This is a genomic window from Polyangiaceae bacterium (assembly GCA_015075635.1).
Lineage (GTDB): Bacteria > Myxococcota_A > Polyangia > Polyangiales > Polyangiaceae > JADJKB01.
On the sequence record JABTUA010000001.1, the window covers coordinates 2,043,601 to 2,058,320 of the forward strand.

Genomic DNA, 14,720 nt, shown 5'->3' on the forward strand with positions numbered 1-14,720 from the left:
CTTCGCTGAAGCTGACAGTGATAGCGCTCACTGCTCGAAGCAGTAGAGCCTGCCAATGTCCGAGCAGTAGTGCGTGTTCAGCGTGACCCAAGTGGCGTCCGTCGCCATCAAGGTTCCGTACCGACCGAGCATGGTCGATTGATTCGCCCACTCGCCGCAGCGCTCGGATGACTGCGTCCCGTTTGCGGCCGTTCCGGTCCAGACCCACTTGGCAGGTTCGGATACGTCGTAGACCTTGAGCTTTTCGTCGATCTTCACCGGGACGGTGGGACCGGTGGTCAGGCTCTGCTTGCTCGGAAACGCCAGACTTGTGCCGTCGAGCAAGTACCATGGACTCACGTCGATGATTCGGTCGATGGCATTGGTCGCCAGATTGTTCGAGCCCTTGCCGGAGAGGTACGCGCGCCACGATCCACCGAGGGCGCTGCCAGCGTTCTGGCAGAGCTTGTCCGCCGCTTCTAGTCCGTTGGGCAGCCCGCCCGCAGCGACCATGTTGCCGTTCCATGTCGTGCTCGTGACGAAGACCCGCTTGTTGCGCGCACAACCTGTCAAGGTCCCGGTCGGGCAACCGCACGCCGACGATTGGGACTGTGATGATTGGTGCCAGCCGGGTGGGCACGTCACCGCGCAGACCGTAATGCTAGCGCTCGCGCTGCAGAAGGGATCGCACGTGGCTTGTGGACCGCTTGGGCTGCCGCAACTTCCGGAGCAGGTGACCGCGCTCGGGAAGTAGCCGTTTGGGCACCCTGTGCCGCACTGCTTGAACTGATTGCCGCACGCACCGCCCGAACCACTGCTCCCGCCTGTCCCTCCCCCACTGCCACCGCCTCCCGCGATCCCACCGGCACCCCCCGTTCCGCCCGCAGGTCCTCCATCCCCTGCAACTCCGCCGGCGCCCGCGCCTCCGAGGCCGCCTGTCCCCGACTCGCCACCCGTAGAACCGACACCGACGACTCCTCCGGAGCTTGCTCCTCCGGTCACCGGTGCACCGCCTCCGCCCGTCTTAGCGCCTCCGATTCCCCCAGCCTGTTCGCTGCGGTGTTCGTACCCCGAGAAGTCGTGCCCCAACGGGCATCCGCTCATGAGGGTGGCCACGGCGGCTGCGTGCAAGAAGCGAACAAGCGGAATAGCGCGCGGCATCGAGCATCCGTTCTATTGAACCCGATTCGGCAGGCTTCCCTCTATGATCCCGCCATCGACCGTCATCGCCGTGACCACCCCGAGGTCGGCGTGGACGCTCACGATTGGAACGCCCTCCCACGTGGCGTCGTGCCAGACAGAGTTCCACGCCTGCGGGTGGTGGGCGCGTTGCAGCCAGAGCCTGCCGGCGCTCGCGGCCCAGACGCCGCCTCCGGGGTCGATCGCAACCGCAGACACGTCCGGCTCTCCGGGAATGGTCGCGTCGATCCGCCCGTTCGGCAGCAACATGAGAGTCCGACCCTGCGAGCCCACGGCGACGGCCACTCCGAGGTCGGGCCTGGCGGCGGCGGCCAGGTAGGCTCGGCAGTCTGGGGCCTTGAGAAGCGTCACGTTCCACATCAACGGCTCGAAACGCGCCAAGAACCCACCATCGGGGCCGCGCCCAGCCACGAGCCAGGCTTCGTCCTCCGTGCGGCATACCGCGGAGACGCGGGCGGCTTTGCTGAGTGCCGCGGGTCGCAGCCAGCGGCGCCCGCACACCGAGTACAGAAGTGGAGTCGCGGACTCCCGAGACCCGACTAGCACAGCCAAGTCGGCCAGGTCGCCGTCGGCATCCGTGAACGAGATCTCGGCATCGCCGCTGGAGAGCTCCTCCTTCACGCCGTCAGGTCCAAGCACCGAGAGGTAGCCACGGTCGCCACCGACTAGCCACTGTCCGGCTGGCAGGCGACGCACGACGCGGATGCTCGAAGCATCGGGAAGGCCGGCAGCCTTGGTGAGCTGCCACGACGTTCCGTTCCAGAAGTCGAGCCCGTGGCTGGTGGCCGCCAGGCACCTGCCGCCGCTCTCCCACGCGACGCAACGCACGACCCGATCGCCGCCCGGTGTGTGACGCACGGTCCAGCGCCATCCGCCAGCCACGGTCAAGTCCTCGCCGGCGAACGTCGAGTATTTGCGTGCGGTCGGACGAGCCCTGCTCGGCGGCCGCAACGATGGCACCACTAGCTGGGCGAGCGTCTTCGCGCTCGGAGGGCGATGCTCGAAGTTGTACGAAGACGCTTGCGCCAGCGCGGCGTCGATGGCTTCGCATGCGGACTGGCGCTGGCGAAGCTCGGAGCAGAGAGCGCGCGCCTCCAACAAGCGCCGCCGGCCCGCTTCCCGCGCGGCGAGGACACCCTCGGCGGGAGTCTGGACGGCGAAGTAATCCTCGCCCGTCAGGAAGTAGTAGATGACGCAGCCGAAGCTGAATACGTCGCTCCAGGGACCAACCTGCGCGGAGTCGTTGCCGAACTGCTCGGGAGGCGCGTAGCCGGGAGTGCCGATCGACACCCCGCCGAACGTGGCGATCATTCCGGTCGGTCGTGCGATCCCAAAGTCGGCGATCTTGAAGATCTCGCTGTCCCCGAAGCCGCAACACAAGACGTTGGCCGGCTTGAGATCACGATGAATCACGCCGACGTCGTGGATTGCGGAGAGGCCGCTCGCAAGGCACTCGATGGCCAGACTGGCGCGTTCAGGATCGAACGCTTGCCCGGTGACGCGTAGGCTGGTTCCGACCCGCTGCTCCAGCGTAGTGCCGTCTGGCCCGCCGTGAACGTACTCGACCACGATCCAGGGCAGGTCGGCTCGCGACTGCCCGAGCGACACCGGCAGCGCACCCGTATCGACCAGCCGCACGACGAATGGAGTCGTCGGCACCTGCTCGTTCAAGCGACCGAGCGCAACCGCTTCCTTGGCGACGAGCAGTGCTGCCGCGCGTTGCGAGCCAGCCACGATCGCCGGGCGCATGATCTTCATGACGACGGGGGATTCGCCGTCGGGCGCGATTCGGAGAGCGAAGAATGCCACGGACATTCCGCCGGCCCCGAGGACCCGGTCGAGCCGATACCGAACGGCGGGCTCGAGCTCCGAGGCAAACGACTGGCCTTCGAGACCGGCCAGCACGTCGTCGCGAGGTGAGAGCGCAATCATCGCGGCTATCGACGCTTGTCCTTCCAGTCGCTCTGCGGCTTCGGCTGCGGCGCGACTGGAACCAGAGGTGGCTTGGCGCCTGCCGCGCCCGCCGCCGGTGGCTTGGCGATCGGCGTCCGCGTCGTGGGCAGGTCGGTCAAGGAGACCACCGGTGTCGATGCGGACGGAGCTACGGTCGGCTCATTTGCCCCCGAGTCGCGTTGCACGGCGAGCTGGGTCGGCTGCTGGGTCTGCATCGCGGGTGTTTGCACGGACGGCACAGACGCCGAGAGTGAGGGTGACTCCGCCTGCATTCGCGATCCCAAGAAGGTCACCCCGACACCGATGACGACGAGCACGGACACGCCAGCGGCAGCTGCGGCCGCTAGCACGACGTTGCGAGAAGGACGCGGCGAACGTGTGGGTTGAAGCGGGACTCCGGTCCGCCCCGACGTCACTGCCGCCTCCGACCCGGTCGGGCTCGGCGCTCCGACCGGACGGGCATCGATTGTCGTCACGGGCTCGTCATCGACCGACTCTGGAACAGCGAGGGGAGGGTAGCTGTGGATCGGGGCGTGTCGAATGCGATCGTAGGCGGTGCGAACGGCGTCTTGCATGGCTGCGGCGGTCGGCCAGCGGTCGGACTTCCGGAACATGAGCGCCTTGTCGATGACCTCGGCGAGGGGCAGGGGGGTTTCCGGCGCGACCTCCCTCATCGGCCGAGCTGCCTGCGTCACCGCAGCGACGAGTTGCTCGTTGGGGGTGCTCGCTTCGTGGACCAACTTGCCCGTCGCAAGCGTGAACATGGTCGCCCCCACCGACCACAAGTCGCTCTCGACATCCACTTCCTCCCATCGTCCACGCGCGTGCTCGGGTGCCATGAACGCCGGAGTCCCCATGGTCGTTCCCGCCTGAGTCGCGTTGCTGGCGGTCGAAAGCTCCCGTAGCCTCGCGATCCCAAAGTCGAGAACCTTGACCACGCCCTGCCGGGTCAGAAACACGTTTTCGGGCTTGATGTCTCGATGGACGATGCCTTTGGCGTGTGCGGCCGCCAGCACGTCGAGCACCTGGTCGGCGACGGAGAGGACCTCATCGACCACGAGACTGCCCCCCTTCCGAAGACGGCGAGTCTCGAGCGACTCTCCCTCGAGCAAGTCCATCACCAGGTACAGCGAACCGTCGTCCGCGGTATCGTCGTCGAGCACGCGAACCACCCCGGGGTGATCGACCTTGTTCGCGACATAGCCTTCCTTGAGGAAGCGAGAGCGAACGTGGCCGTAGCCGCCGAGCTCCGGGTGAAGGACCTTCACCGCTGCGCGGGTGCCATTTCGGTGTGTGGCGGCGTAGACCGCCGCCATGCCTCCCACGCCGAGCAGCGTGTCCAGGTGCCACTTGCCATGGAGGACCGTCCCCGTTCGCTGGCGCGCGCGGGACACGGCCGGGTCAACGCCCTCGAGCTCGGAATGCACGCCGTTCAAGGGTCCCCCCTCGGACCGGAGAATGCAAGTCCGGCGGCACGGGGGTGCAATGTGGCGGGAGCGTGCGCGCCTGGGCGCGAGCTTCGCGACCATCCACTGATGGAATTGCGCTGGTTACGAGCGGGCGGCGCAATGGTCGCCATGCGACCCATGATGTCGCACGCCCGAAGCTCACCGAGAGGCAGCGCTTGGACCCGACCGCGGGGACCCTGATAATTACCGCCGCGTCTCGAGGTGGTTCAGATGGCGATTCGACGGACGATCATGGGTGGACTCTCGGCGTTCGTCCTGAGCGGTTGCCCGTTCGGTCACGACCTCGACTACGAGCGCGGCGGGCCGGGCGGGGGAAAAGGCGGAAGCGGCGGGACTGCACCCAGCGGTGGAGGCGCAGGCGCGGCGGGTGGAGACGCGGGACCCGGAGAAGGTGGAACATGCGTGCCGAACCCCGATCCTTGTCCCTCGAACCAGTGCGCGGGTACGGCCTCCGACGGTTGCGGCGGAACGGTGACCTGCTGGGCGAACTGCGGCCTTTCGGGAGAGTGCCCCTGCGCGGGTGGGTCCTGCTCCGGCAACTTCTGCTCCTGCAAGCCGGGACCCTGCATCTGACTTGGGCGCCACTCACGAGGAGTGGCTGCAGCCCGTCAGGAGCAGCGACTGAGTCACGGAGGGCGCGGGCGGAGGCGCGGGCAGAACGGGCCCGAAGGAGTTGCGCCGTCAGGCCTTGCGACCATCGCCTGATGGAGTGACGCTGGTCACGAACGGCCAGCGCTTGGCTCGACCGGGGACACGATGAAAGCAGCAGACGCCATGTTCGCCATTCGACCCATGGTCTTGGCGGTTGCGCTGACCACGGCATCGTGGGTGAGTGCGCAAGTTCGTGATCCAGCGGCCGCGGACGCGCTGTTCCGAGAAGCTCGCTCGCTGATGAAGGAGGGGAAGTACACGGCCGCGTGTCCGAAGCTCGCCGAGAGCCAGCGCTTGGACCCGGCCGCAGGGACCTTGATTAATCTCGGCGACTGCTTCCAGAAGACCGGCGAGCTTGCGAGCGCCTTGCAGGCTCTTCGTGATGCACTCGACATGCTGTCCCCGACGGACTCGCGGGTCGGGCCGGTGAAGGAGGAAATGGCGGCGCTGGAGAAGCGAGTCCCGAGGCTCACGATCCGCCTGGCGCCTGACACTCCCGAGGACGCCAGGGTGTTGCGCGACCAGGTGGAGTACGGGGCAGCGAGTCTGGGCATGCCAATTCCGGTGAACCCCGGCGAGCATCTGATCGTCGTTACGGCTTCCGGCCGCGCCAAGAAGGCCTATCCAGTGGCGATTTCCGAAGGACAGGCGCGCGAGATCACCGTGACGGTTGGCAAGGTCTTGTCGCCCGGAGCGAGCACGGAAGAACTCGGGCCTGCGCCGCCGCCCGCAGCGGCAAGTCCAACGCCGAAGGCAGCGGCACCGGACACATCGAGCGCCCCCGATTCCTCACGAACGGTCGGGTGGATCTTCGGCGGAGTCGGCGTGGTCGCACTGGGTACCGGAGTCGTCACGGGGTTGATGCTGGACGAGCGTCAATCGACAGTGGACGCGAACTGCGACTCGACGACGAAGCTCTGCAACGATGAAGGGTACTCCGCAGCGCAGGACGGCAAGACGCTTCGGACCGTTAGTTTCGTCGGCTGGGGGATCGGGCTCGCGGGGATCGCTGCGGGGGGATATTTCCTCTTCCTGGCCGGCCCTTCGAAGGCGCCCGCCACCGCGGTGAACGGAGTGGCCTCCCGCGACGGCGCGTTCTTGAGCGTTTCGAGGCGGTTCTGATGTCCATTCGGCGAGCCCGGCCGATCATCATCGGAGGACTCTCGGCGCTCGTCCTGAGCGGTTGCCCGTTTGGTCACGACCTCGACTACGAACGCGGCGCACCGGCCGGCGGTGCAGGCGGGAGCGGCGGGACATCGACCAGCGGAGGGGGCAGCGGCGCGGCAGGTGGAACCGCGGGCACGGGAGCCGTCTCGGGAGGCGGCGGAGACGCGGGACCCGGAGGAGGTGGAACATCTGCCACCGGGGGAAGCGGGGGCACGGGCGGAGCCGCAGGGGCTGGCGCTGCTGGTGGCGCGGGCGGAGTCGCCGGATCCGGAGCTGCTGGTGGTGCCGACGGAGGCGGTGGAGCCGCTGGAGTCGGAGGTGCCGGTGGCGTTGGCGGTGGCGGTGGCGGTGGCACCGGCGGTGCCGCGGGCGCGGGAGCGTCGGGCGGCTCGAGCGGCACCGGGGGCGTGGGCGGCTCGGGTGGTTGGGTCACCGGCGACTACTTCGACCTGCCGAGTGGACTGGTCGCAAAGGCCTTCTTCCAACCCTGCTCGAGCGGTTCGGACTGCCAGGCGCACACCTACTGCTGGCATCCCAAGACGGCCGCGACCTGCGCACACAGCAAGTGTGAAACCGGTGCGAAGCTCGATTGGGCCTGCGACCCGTGCGTCAAGCAGATCTGCGACGCGGACCCGAGTTGCTGCACGTACAACCACAGTTGCAGCCACAGCCCGTGCAGCACCGGCGCGCGTCTCGTCAAGGGCTGCGACTCGGCGTCTGCAGACTGCACCACCAAGATCTGCAACACGACCGGCCTGGAGTACTGCTGCCAGAATGCTGGGAGTTGGGATGCGAGCTGCGTCGCCGCTGTCGGGTCGGCCTGCGGCTTGAGCTGTCCGTTGCCGCCAACCGGAACTTGGACTTCTGCATGCGTCAGCAAAGTTGCGTCGGTCTGCGACGCAATCTGTGGGACCGGCGCGCCCCTACCCGAGGAAGGAAAGTGCAAGCCGTGGGTGCCCGGCCAGAAGGACCCAACTTGCGCAGGTGTGGACCTCGCGCTCGGGATCACGTGCGCGAATGGCATCCCAGTGTGCAACCACGGGAGTTCGACGGCGCCTGCCGGAATCCGCGTCGTTCACTATCCTGCGAATTCGAACCAGTACCCGAAGTGCAGCCCGGACCAGGCGCATCCGCAGATGGTCGAGTGCTTCACGACGAAGCCGATTCCGCCGGGCCAGTGCGTCAACGACCTTCAGTACTGGAACGGCTCGGCGTGGACGCCGGGCTGCGACCAGCTGGCTGGGAATCGCGAGATGATGGTGAACCCCCAGGCTCAGAGCGGAAAGCCGACGCCGTCTGGGTACGCCGGCTACATCACGGAGTGCGGCTGCCAGGACAACTGGACGGTCTACTCGGGGAGCGCGTGCGTCGCCGCCGTCTGCGGATACGAGACCATCAACGTCATTCAGGCGAAGCAGCGACGTCTGTTCGTTGTGATGGACCGCTCCGGTTCGATGGTCAGCTCCGGCCTCTGGAACCCGGCGGTCGCGGGCATGACCGCATTCTTCCAGTCCGCAGCCAACGCCGGCCTCGGCGTTGCGATGGAGTTCTTCCCGATGTCGTCTGGAGGCGCGCGCGGAGACGGGTGCGCAGCCGGAAACTGCAACGCGCCTCCGTGCAGCAACCCGATGGTCCCCTTGGGTGTCCTGACTTCCGCGGCGGCGCCGACCGACGCGCAGGAGAAGGCCTTGATCGATGCTTTCGCCTTGGTCAACCCGGGAGACGCTGCCGCGGGAACTGGGTACGGCACGCCGACGCATCCGGCGCTCCAGGGCGCGCTTGATTGGGCGATGGCCAAAGTGACCGCGGCGCCGACCGAGCAGTTCGACGTGGTCCTGCTCACCGATGGAGACCCGTCCAACTGCGACACCAGTTCAACGGCCGCCGCGGCGCTGGCCGCAAACGCCTACACCACCAAGGGAGTAAGAACCTATGCGATAGCAATGCCAGGCTCATCGACCACGTACTTGAACCCCGTCGCGGTTGCCGGTGGCACGATCGCCGCGATCTCCGTGTCGGCGGCGAACATGGCCAGCGAACTTCAGACCGCGCTCGGTAACATCGCCGCCTCCGCAATGGCGTGCGAGTCCGATGTTCCGCCCGCCGGCTTCTACGACGTGGGAAAGACCTCGGTCGTGTTCGAGCCGACCCAAGGTTCCGCGAGCGCTTTGGCAAAGCGAACCGACAAGGCGGCCTGCGGCTCGAACACGGGTTGGTATTACGACAACAACGTGACGCCCGCGAAGGTCGCGCTCTGCCCGAAGAGCTGCGACGACCTGAACGCAGCGGCGGGCTCGCGGGTAAAGGTGAGCTTCGGTTGCCCGTGATGATCGACCCTGCGTCTGTCCGTGGGGAGCCTGCGCAGTGAGTCGCTTTGCCCTGCCTCTGGCCGTGGTGGGCATTGCTGCGTGCAGTGCGTCCGAGCGCAACCTGAGCGCGTCCGATGCTGCGCCTGATGGCGGCGGAGGCAGCGCTGCTGGTGGTGGCATGGGCGCCTCCGCTGGGTTCGGGGGCGGGGCGCTCGATGCTTCCGTGGACGTCGCCGATGCGAGTGCTGATGTGGACTCCGGCGTGCCCACCTGTCCGCCCTGCACGTGCACGTACAAGCAGTCGCAACAATGCGCCCCTGCCGACCCGGAATTGTGCCCGCCGAGCAAGAGCTTCTGCTGCTCCTGCCCGGTGAAATGCAGCGCCATGACCGGTTGCGAGAGTCACGGGTACGTCGCCAGCAATTGGTGGTGGTGTTGCTCCTCGGCAAGCCACTGACTTCTCGGGGCGAACGCGGAATGCCTGGTCTCAGCACAACGTCTCCCAGTTCCGGGTCTTCGCGCGGCAACCGAAGTGCCCACGCCGCCGCCCCGCAGCTTCATCACGGCCACGTCCTGCAACAATGGTAGCTGGCCGCGGGCGTAGTCTGATCGCACGCGTCGTAGTTGCAGGCGTACCCAGAAGCCGACCCCCCGTTGCAGCACGGCGACCGACAGTGGCCCGCGCTCGAGCAGGCGGCGCTCGACCACTCCCACGTGTCTGCCGGACCGTTGCAGAAGGTGTAGTTGGCGCCATTCGAGGGCTCCGGTCCGCCGGGGCACGCCGCCTCGCGCTCCGCCTCCGTGCAGAGCCGCGCCCCGCGAGTAGCGCATGCGGCGGAGGCTGCATCCCATGAAAGCGCGGGCGCCTGAGAGCCGTCGGCGAGCAGCGCTGGGCGTTGGTCGATGCAGATCGCTCCGGACCTGAACATCAGCGGACCGCAACCGTCATCGCCCGCGTCGCCTTCTTGGAGAGAGCGGTCCGATGCGCTGCATGCTGGGGCCGCAAGCACGACCAGCGCGGCCCATCGTGCGACGACCCGTGCCGGTGCCTCAGGTGCCACGGGATGCCTCGTAGATCATGTCGCTCGACAGCCACAGGGTGCAGTCATCCGACGCGACCAACCACGCAGGATCCCGCTCCCTGCTACTGCATGCGACGGCCATCGCTGACGCAGTCACGTTACGACAGTCCGCGCTACCACGTGCCCTCGAGGACGGCGCTGAGGTTGGAGCGACCAACGACAGGTGCCACGCGGACCGATCCCACCCGTCGTTTATCTCCACCGCTCGGCGTGTACACCAGAAGGAATACTCCGGCGCCCACGGCGACCAGACCCGTTCCGATCTCGATTGCGGCGAGGCGCCCGACGGCATCCGCATCCTGCTCGAGCCGTGCGTCTTGTGCGATTTCCTCCTTCGTGCAGTTCTGCTCCGATGGGCAGATCCCCTCCCGCTCGGACTCTGTGTCCCTGAACTCGAGGTATGAGCCGGTGCCGAGCGCGAGTGCGATCAGCCCGACGCCACCGAGTACGTATCCCAGAGTCCGATATGGTGGCTTCCGCCCCGAAGGCTCGACGGGCTTTTTCTCCGCGTCGCCAGCGGCCACGTCGAGCTCTTGCCCCTCCTTCACGTCCACGCCTCGGCGCTGCCGTGGCTTCCCAGGGACGGCGAGCTCCACGACGTGCTCGCCCGGGTTCACCTCGATGGAGGCGCCCAAGCTTTCCGCGTCGTACTCGACGCCATCCACAAAGACTTTGGTCCCCGTTAGGGAGTCAGGGGGTACCCTCAGGATGAGCCGCGGAACCCGCCCGCTGAGCGTGGCGATCTGCTGCCTCACTTTCGGGATTCGGTCGTCGCCGGCCTTGAGCAAAGTCAGCGCGTCGCGCAGAGCCCGAATCGCGTCTGCGAGGCGTCCCCGCTCCTCCATGCACTCGCTCAAATTCACCAGGGTGCCCGCGGCTGGGTCGAGTCGTTGGCTCTCGGAGAACTTCTGGCAGGCGGGCTCGAAGTCGTTCTTCTTCATTAGGGCGCGCCCCTCGCGGAACAGGGCGTCTGCCCTCCCCGCATCTGCGCTCTGGGCGACAGCGACGCGAGACAGGAGCATCGCGCAAAGTACCAGCATCATCAGCCTCACCAGCAGCCGCGCGGGGGATGTCCCCGCGGCGCGGGAGTGGCCACGGTGGTCGAAGTCCACCGGCGGGGGATACGGGGGAAAGGGGGGGAGAGGCATCCGAGGAGGGCCACGAGAACCATCGCTGGCAGGCAGGGCGGGCGCAAGGGCAGAGGGGGCGTCTCCCCGCGGGGGCCGCCCCTGCTGTCCGCTTCGGTCCCTGGATTCGGGCTCGAGGCGGTCTGCACGTGTCGTGGTGGCGATGTCGTGGGCATCAGGGTAAGGACGCGGCGCCACACGCTGACGCCGGGCTCATCCAGGCGGCGCGAACCGACTGCATGGGCGCAGCGGCGCGCGACAACAGAGGCGGGGCGCGTTCGCATGCCCCAAGACGCCTCCAGCGCGACCCCCCACAAAGGGGTCGCGCCGGCACCACGGTGCAGACCCGCGAGCAGAGTTTCGGGGCAGAATTCCGGGGCAGTCTCAGCGCGACGCTCACTCAGCGTCGCGCATCACCACGAGATCATTCAGTGCGAAGGAGAGGACTTGAACCTCCACCCTATTACTAGGACTGGAACCTGAATCCAGCGCGTCTGCCAGTTCCGCCACCTTCGCGAGGGGCCGCGGATCTAGCTCACTCGTGGGGACTGGTGCAAGCGAGGAGTTCAAGCCGGCCTCGCCCGCCCGAGCGCTCGCACGTGTTTCAGCTTTCCTGCGCCGGTTTCCCGCGGAATTGCCGGGACCGGGAGCACGCGGACCGTGGCGGTCGAGCCTTCGGCCCGAAGGGCGGCAGCGAGCGCCTGCTCGACGCGCGCGGCGGCGTCGTGCGGGGCGCTCTGGCCGAGGACGACCTCCACGGTCAGCCCGGCTTGGTCCTGGGTGATGCGGTACTCGACCACGGACTCTTCTTTGCCGATGGCGCTCCGCAGCGTGAATGGGAAGACGCGCACGGGACCGGAGGGCCCGGGGAGCTCGAGGATGTCGTCGCTGCGGCCGTCGAGGGCGACGATGCGCCGCAGGGTCCGACCGCAGGGGCAAGGGTCGTCCTCCACCGTGACCAAGTCGCTCACCTCGAAGCGGATGATGGGCTGGACGCGGTTGTAGAGGTTGGTCACCAGCACCTTGGCGCCTGGGTGCCCGCTCGGTACCGGGCGGTTCTCCGCGTCCACCACCTCGTAGATGCAGAGATCCTCGAACAGGTGCAGGCCGCGGTGCTCGGCACAGTCCATCGCGGTGATGCCGGTCTCGGTCAGCCCGAGGCAGTTGAAGGGCGTGATGCCCCACGCGCGCTGCATGCGCTCGGTCATCTCCGGGGTGCGCACCTCGCTCGACGTGGTCACCGCCCGGGGCGCGATGTGCAAGCGACCGTCCAGCTGTTCCTCCGCCAGGCGCGCGAGGGCCGAAGGGTAACCGAACAGGAAATCCGGCTGGTATTCGTCGAGCCCGCGCGTGATCTCCGAGAGCGGCGAGAGCACGGAGAAACGCCGCGTTCGGTAGAGGCCGACGTCCATCGAGGCCCCGCCGCGGAAGGTCATGTGCTTGCCGTTCGGGGCCGCCACCGTGGCGATGCGCGTGCGGCGCGGCAGGCGCGGCGCGAGGCCACCCATCGTGCCCATGCGCAGGCTGGCAGCGACGAGCTCACGCCAGGCGGCGCGGTCGTAGACGTAGACCGCGCTCCTGCCCGAGCTGCCGCTCGAGGCCATCACCCGGAACTCGCCTTGGTAGCGGTCGTCGCCTTCGACGCCTTGCACGTGAGAGAGGAGCGCGTCGAGCCGGAGGCGTGGGTCGGTGACGAAGTCGTCGAACGACGCCATCATCATGTCCTTGGTCACGACCGGCAGCTCGCCGAGCTCGAGCTCGGCCGTACCGTAGAGGTCGCGGTAGAACCTGGAGTGGGCTCTCGCGTAGGAGACGAGCTCGCGGACGCGGGCACGCTGGAGCGCCTCGAGATCCGGGCGGGGAAGACGCGTGCGGGCGTCATGGGCGCGCTGATTGGCCAGGGCCCAGCCGATGTTCCGAGCGCGCTCGAGCCAGGCGCCGAGCATGCGTCAGCTGCGCCGGGTCGCCGGCTTCTTGGGCTTGGCCTTCGGCTTCGCGGCGAGCGGCTTCTTGGGTTTGGGCTTGGGTTTGTGCGCGAGCGCCGGTTTGGGCTTGGGCTTCGCCTTGGCTTTCGCCTTGGCTTTCGCCTTCGGCTTCGCCTTGGTCGTCGCCGTGCCGGCGTGTTTCGCCTTGGCGCCGTGGCGCTCGGGAGGCGCGGGCTCCTGGGCGGGTGGCGGATCCATCCGCGGCGGCGCCCCCTGCGCGAGCGCCGACGCCGTCAGCGTCATCCAGGCGATCAGCGCGCGGAGCGAGAGTCCCATCCCGCCGGTTGCCATCCCACAGTCCCAGGTGGTCCGCAATCGACGCTTGCGCCTTCGGGGGGAGAGCCTTAGAAGCAGCGGGTTTTGAAGCACGTATTCGTGGCCATCGCGGGTGGAGTGGCGGCGCTGCTGGTCTGGGCGCCAGCCTTCGCCACCTGAACGGCTTGAGTGAATCCGAACCTCCCGGTCGGGGGGTCCGCTCTCAACCTGCAGCTCGGCGCGCGCGAAGCGCTGCCCGCGAGCCTGACTCAGCTCGGGCTCGCGTTCTCCTATGCGCGCTTCGCCGACGAGTACCGCGGCAGCGAGAAGGTCCACGAGGATGAGCCGGAGCTCGACGCCTTCATCACGCAGCTGTCGCTGCGGCACTACTTCGGCCAGGGCTTCGCGGCCGACCTGGCGCTGCCGGCGGGCACCATCTGGGTCGAGCCCGGCCATGGAGAGCCCACCCGACGGCTGTCCGGCTTCGGCGATCTGGAGCTCGGCGCGAGCTACGACTTCGCGGCCGTCTGGGGCGCTGGCGGGTACCAGCCGAGCCTGACGCTCCGGCTGGGGCTCGGGCTGCCCACCGGGCGCCAGGGCACCATCGGCGAGGAGGATCCCGGGCACACCGATGATGGGCACGGCAGCGTGCCGCCGAACATCCTGGCGATTGGCTACGGGGCGTACAGCGGCAGCGCCGAGCTGCGGCTCACGCAGTTCGCTTCGCGCTACTTCGGAGTTTCACCCAGCGTCTCCGCGCGCGAGCCCTTCGGCGCGAGCGAGTCGGGGCTCACCATGGGGGGCACGTACCTGATGGGGCTCGACGCGCTCGCGGTACCCGTGCCGTGGCTGGTGGTGAGCGCCGGCGGGCTCCTCCAGGTGCGACCGCACTCGGAGGAGGAGGTCGAGGGCCGCATCCTGAACTCGGGCGGCCGCGCGGTGTTCGCGACGGCGTCGGCCAGCGTGCGCGCGAGCGAGCGCGTCGCGTTCGGCGTGGGCGGGCGGGTGCCGGTCCACACCCAGGTGCAGGGACAGCAGATCAGCGAGACGTTCTCGCTGATGGCGTCGCTCAGCGTGTCGTTCGGCGGCGGCGGTGGCGAGGACGAGCACGACCACGAGGGTGAGAGCGGGCACGAGCACGGTGACGAGCACGCAGACGAGCACGCAGACGAGCACGACCACGGGGAAGAGCCCGCCAAGGCGGGGGACGTGCGCGACGCGGCCCGCGGAGGGGAGAGCTTCGTGCTGAGCCAGGCGCTCGCGCCCGGGAAGGTCACCGTCGTCGACTTCTGGGCGACCTGGTGCCACCCGTGCAAGCACATCGACGCGCGGCTCGATCATCTCGCGGCGAAGCACCCGAACCTGGCGGTGCGCCGGGTAGAGGTGCCGGACTTCGACTCGCGGGCGGCCGTCGAGCACCTGCCGAAGGAGAACAGCCTGCCGCAGCTCTGGATCTTCGACGGCTCCGGCAAGCGGCGCGCGACCGTGACGACCCTGGAAGATCTGGAGCGGGAGCTCATGCCGCTGCTCCAGTCGAAGTGAT

10 protein-coding genes and 1 tRNA gene are annotated in these 14,720 nt (G+C 68.1%); 4 read left to right on the forward strand and 7 right to left on the reverse strand.

Features of this window, described 5'->3' with window-relative positions:
• Nucleotides 1–27 precede the first annotated feature (27 nt).
• From HS104_09155 to HS104_09165, 3 genes are all read right to left on the reverse strand, one after another.
• Nucleotides 28–492: a DUF1554 domain-containing protein gene (locus HS104_09155; GenBank protein ID MBE7480138.1), complete on the reverse strand. Its 465-nt coding sequence runs from the start codon at nt 490–492 to the stop codon at nt 28–30.
• Nucleotides 493–1,152: 660 nt separating this feature from the next.
• On the reverse strand, nt 1,153–3,111 hold the full coding sequence (locus HS104_09160; protein MBE7480139.1) for a serine/threonine protein kinase: 1,959 nt from the start codon (nt 3,109–3,111) through the stop codon (nt 1,153–1,155).
• 5 nt (nt 3,112–3,116) lie between these two features.
• Nucleotides 3,117–4,448, reverse strand: coding sequence for a serine/threonine protein kinase (locus HS104_09165; protein MBE7480140.1), 1,332 nt, complete (start codon nt 4,446–4,448; stop codon nt 3,117–3,119).
• Nucleotides 4,449–4,811: 363 nt separating this feature from the next.
• Between HS104_09165 and HS104_09170 the strand changes: the two genes are divergently transcribed.
• The 3 genes from HS104_09170 (at nt 4,812) to HS104_09180 (ending at nt 8,746) form a co-directional block, all read left to right on the forward strand.
• A complete protein-coding gene (locus HS104_09170) occupies nt 4,812–5,174 on the forward strand; it encodes a hypothetical protein (GenBank protein MBE7480141.1) in 363 nt (120 codons plus the stop codon).
• A gap of 225 nt (nt 5,175–5,399) precedes the next feature.
• Entirely contained in the window at nt 5,400–6,374 is a 975-nt protein-coding gene (locus HS104_09175; protein ID MBE7480142.1) for a tetratricopeptide repeat protein, read from the forward strand.
• A complete protein-coding gene (locus HS104_09180; protein MBE7480143.1) occupies nt 6,374–8,746 on the forward strand; it encodes a VWA domain-containing protein in 2,373 nt (790 codons plus the stop codon). Before HS104_09175 ends, HS104_09180 begins: the two co-directional genes overlap by 1 nt.
• A gap of 1,177 nt (nt 8,747–9,923) precedes the next feature.
• Here the strand turns inward: HS104_09180 and HS104_09185 are convergent.
• The 4 genes from HS104_09185 to HS104_09200 all read right to left on the reverse strand — a co-directional run bounded on the left by HS104_09185 (nt 9,924) and on the right by HS104_09200 (nt 13,198).
• Nucleotides 9,924–10,922, reverse strand: a complete 999-nt coding sequence (locus tag HS104_09185) for a hypothetical protein (GenBank protein ID MBE7480144.1) — start codon at nt 10,920–10,922, stop codon at nt 9,924–9,926.
• 447 nt (nt 10,923–11,369) lie between these two features.
• Nucleotides 11,370–11,453 (reverse strand) — tRNA-Leu (locus HS104_09190).
• A 50-nt stretch (nt 11,454–11,503) separates the two neighbouring features.
• Complete coding sequence (locus HS104_09195) at nt 11,504–12,883, reverse strand: phenylacetate--CoA ligase family protein (GenBank protein ID MBE7480145.1); 1,380 nt, start codon at nt 12,881–12,883, stop codon at nt 11,504–11,506.
• Nucleotides 12,884–12,886: 3 nt separating this feature from the next.
• Nucleotides 12,887–13,198 carry a hypothetical protein gene (locus HS104_09200; GenBank protein MBE7480146.1) on the reverse strand — a complete coding sequence of 104 codons (312 nt, stop codon included), beginning with the start codon at nt 13,196–13,198 and terminating at the stop codon, nt 12,887–12,889.
• 168 nt (nt 13,199–13,366) lie between these two features.
• Between HS104_09200 and HS104_09205 the strand changes: the two genes are divergently transcribed.
• Complete coding sequence (locus HS104_09205; GenBank protein ID MBE7480147.1) at nt 13,367–14,719, forward strand: thioredoxin family protein; 1,353 nt, start codon at nt 13,367–13,369, stop codon at nt 14,717–14,719.
• The last annotated feature ends 1 nt before the right edge of the window (nt 14,720 follow it).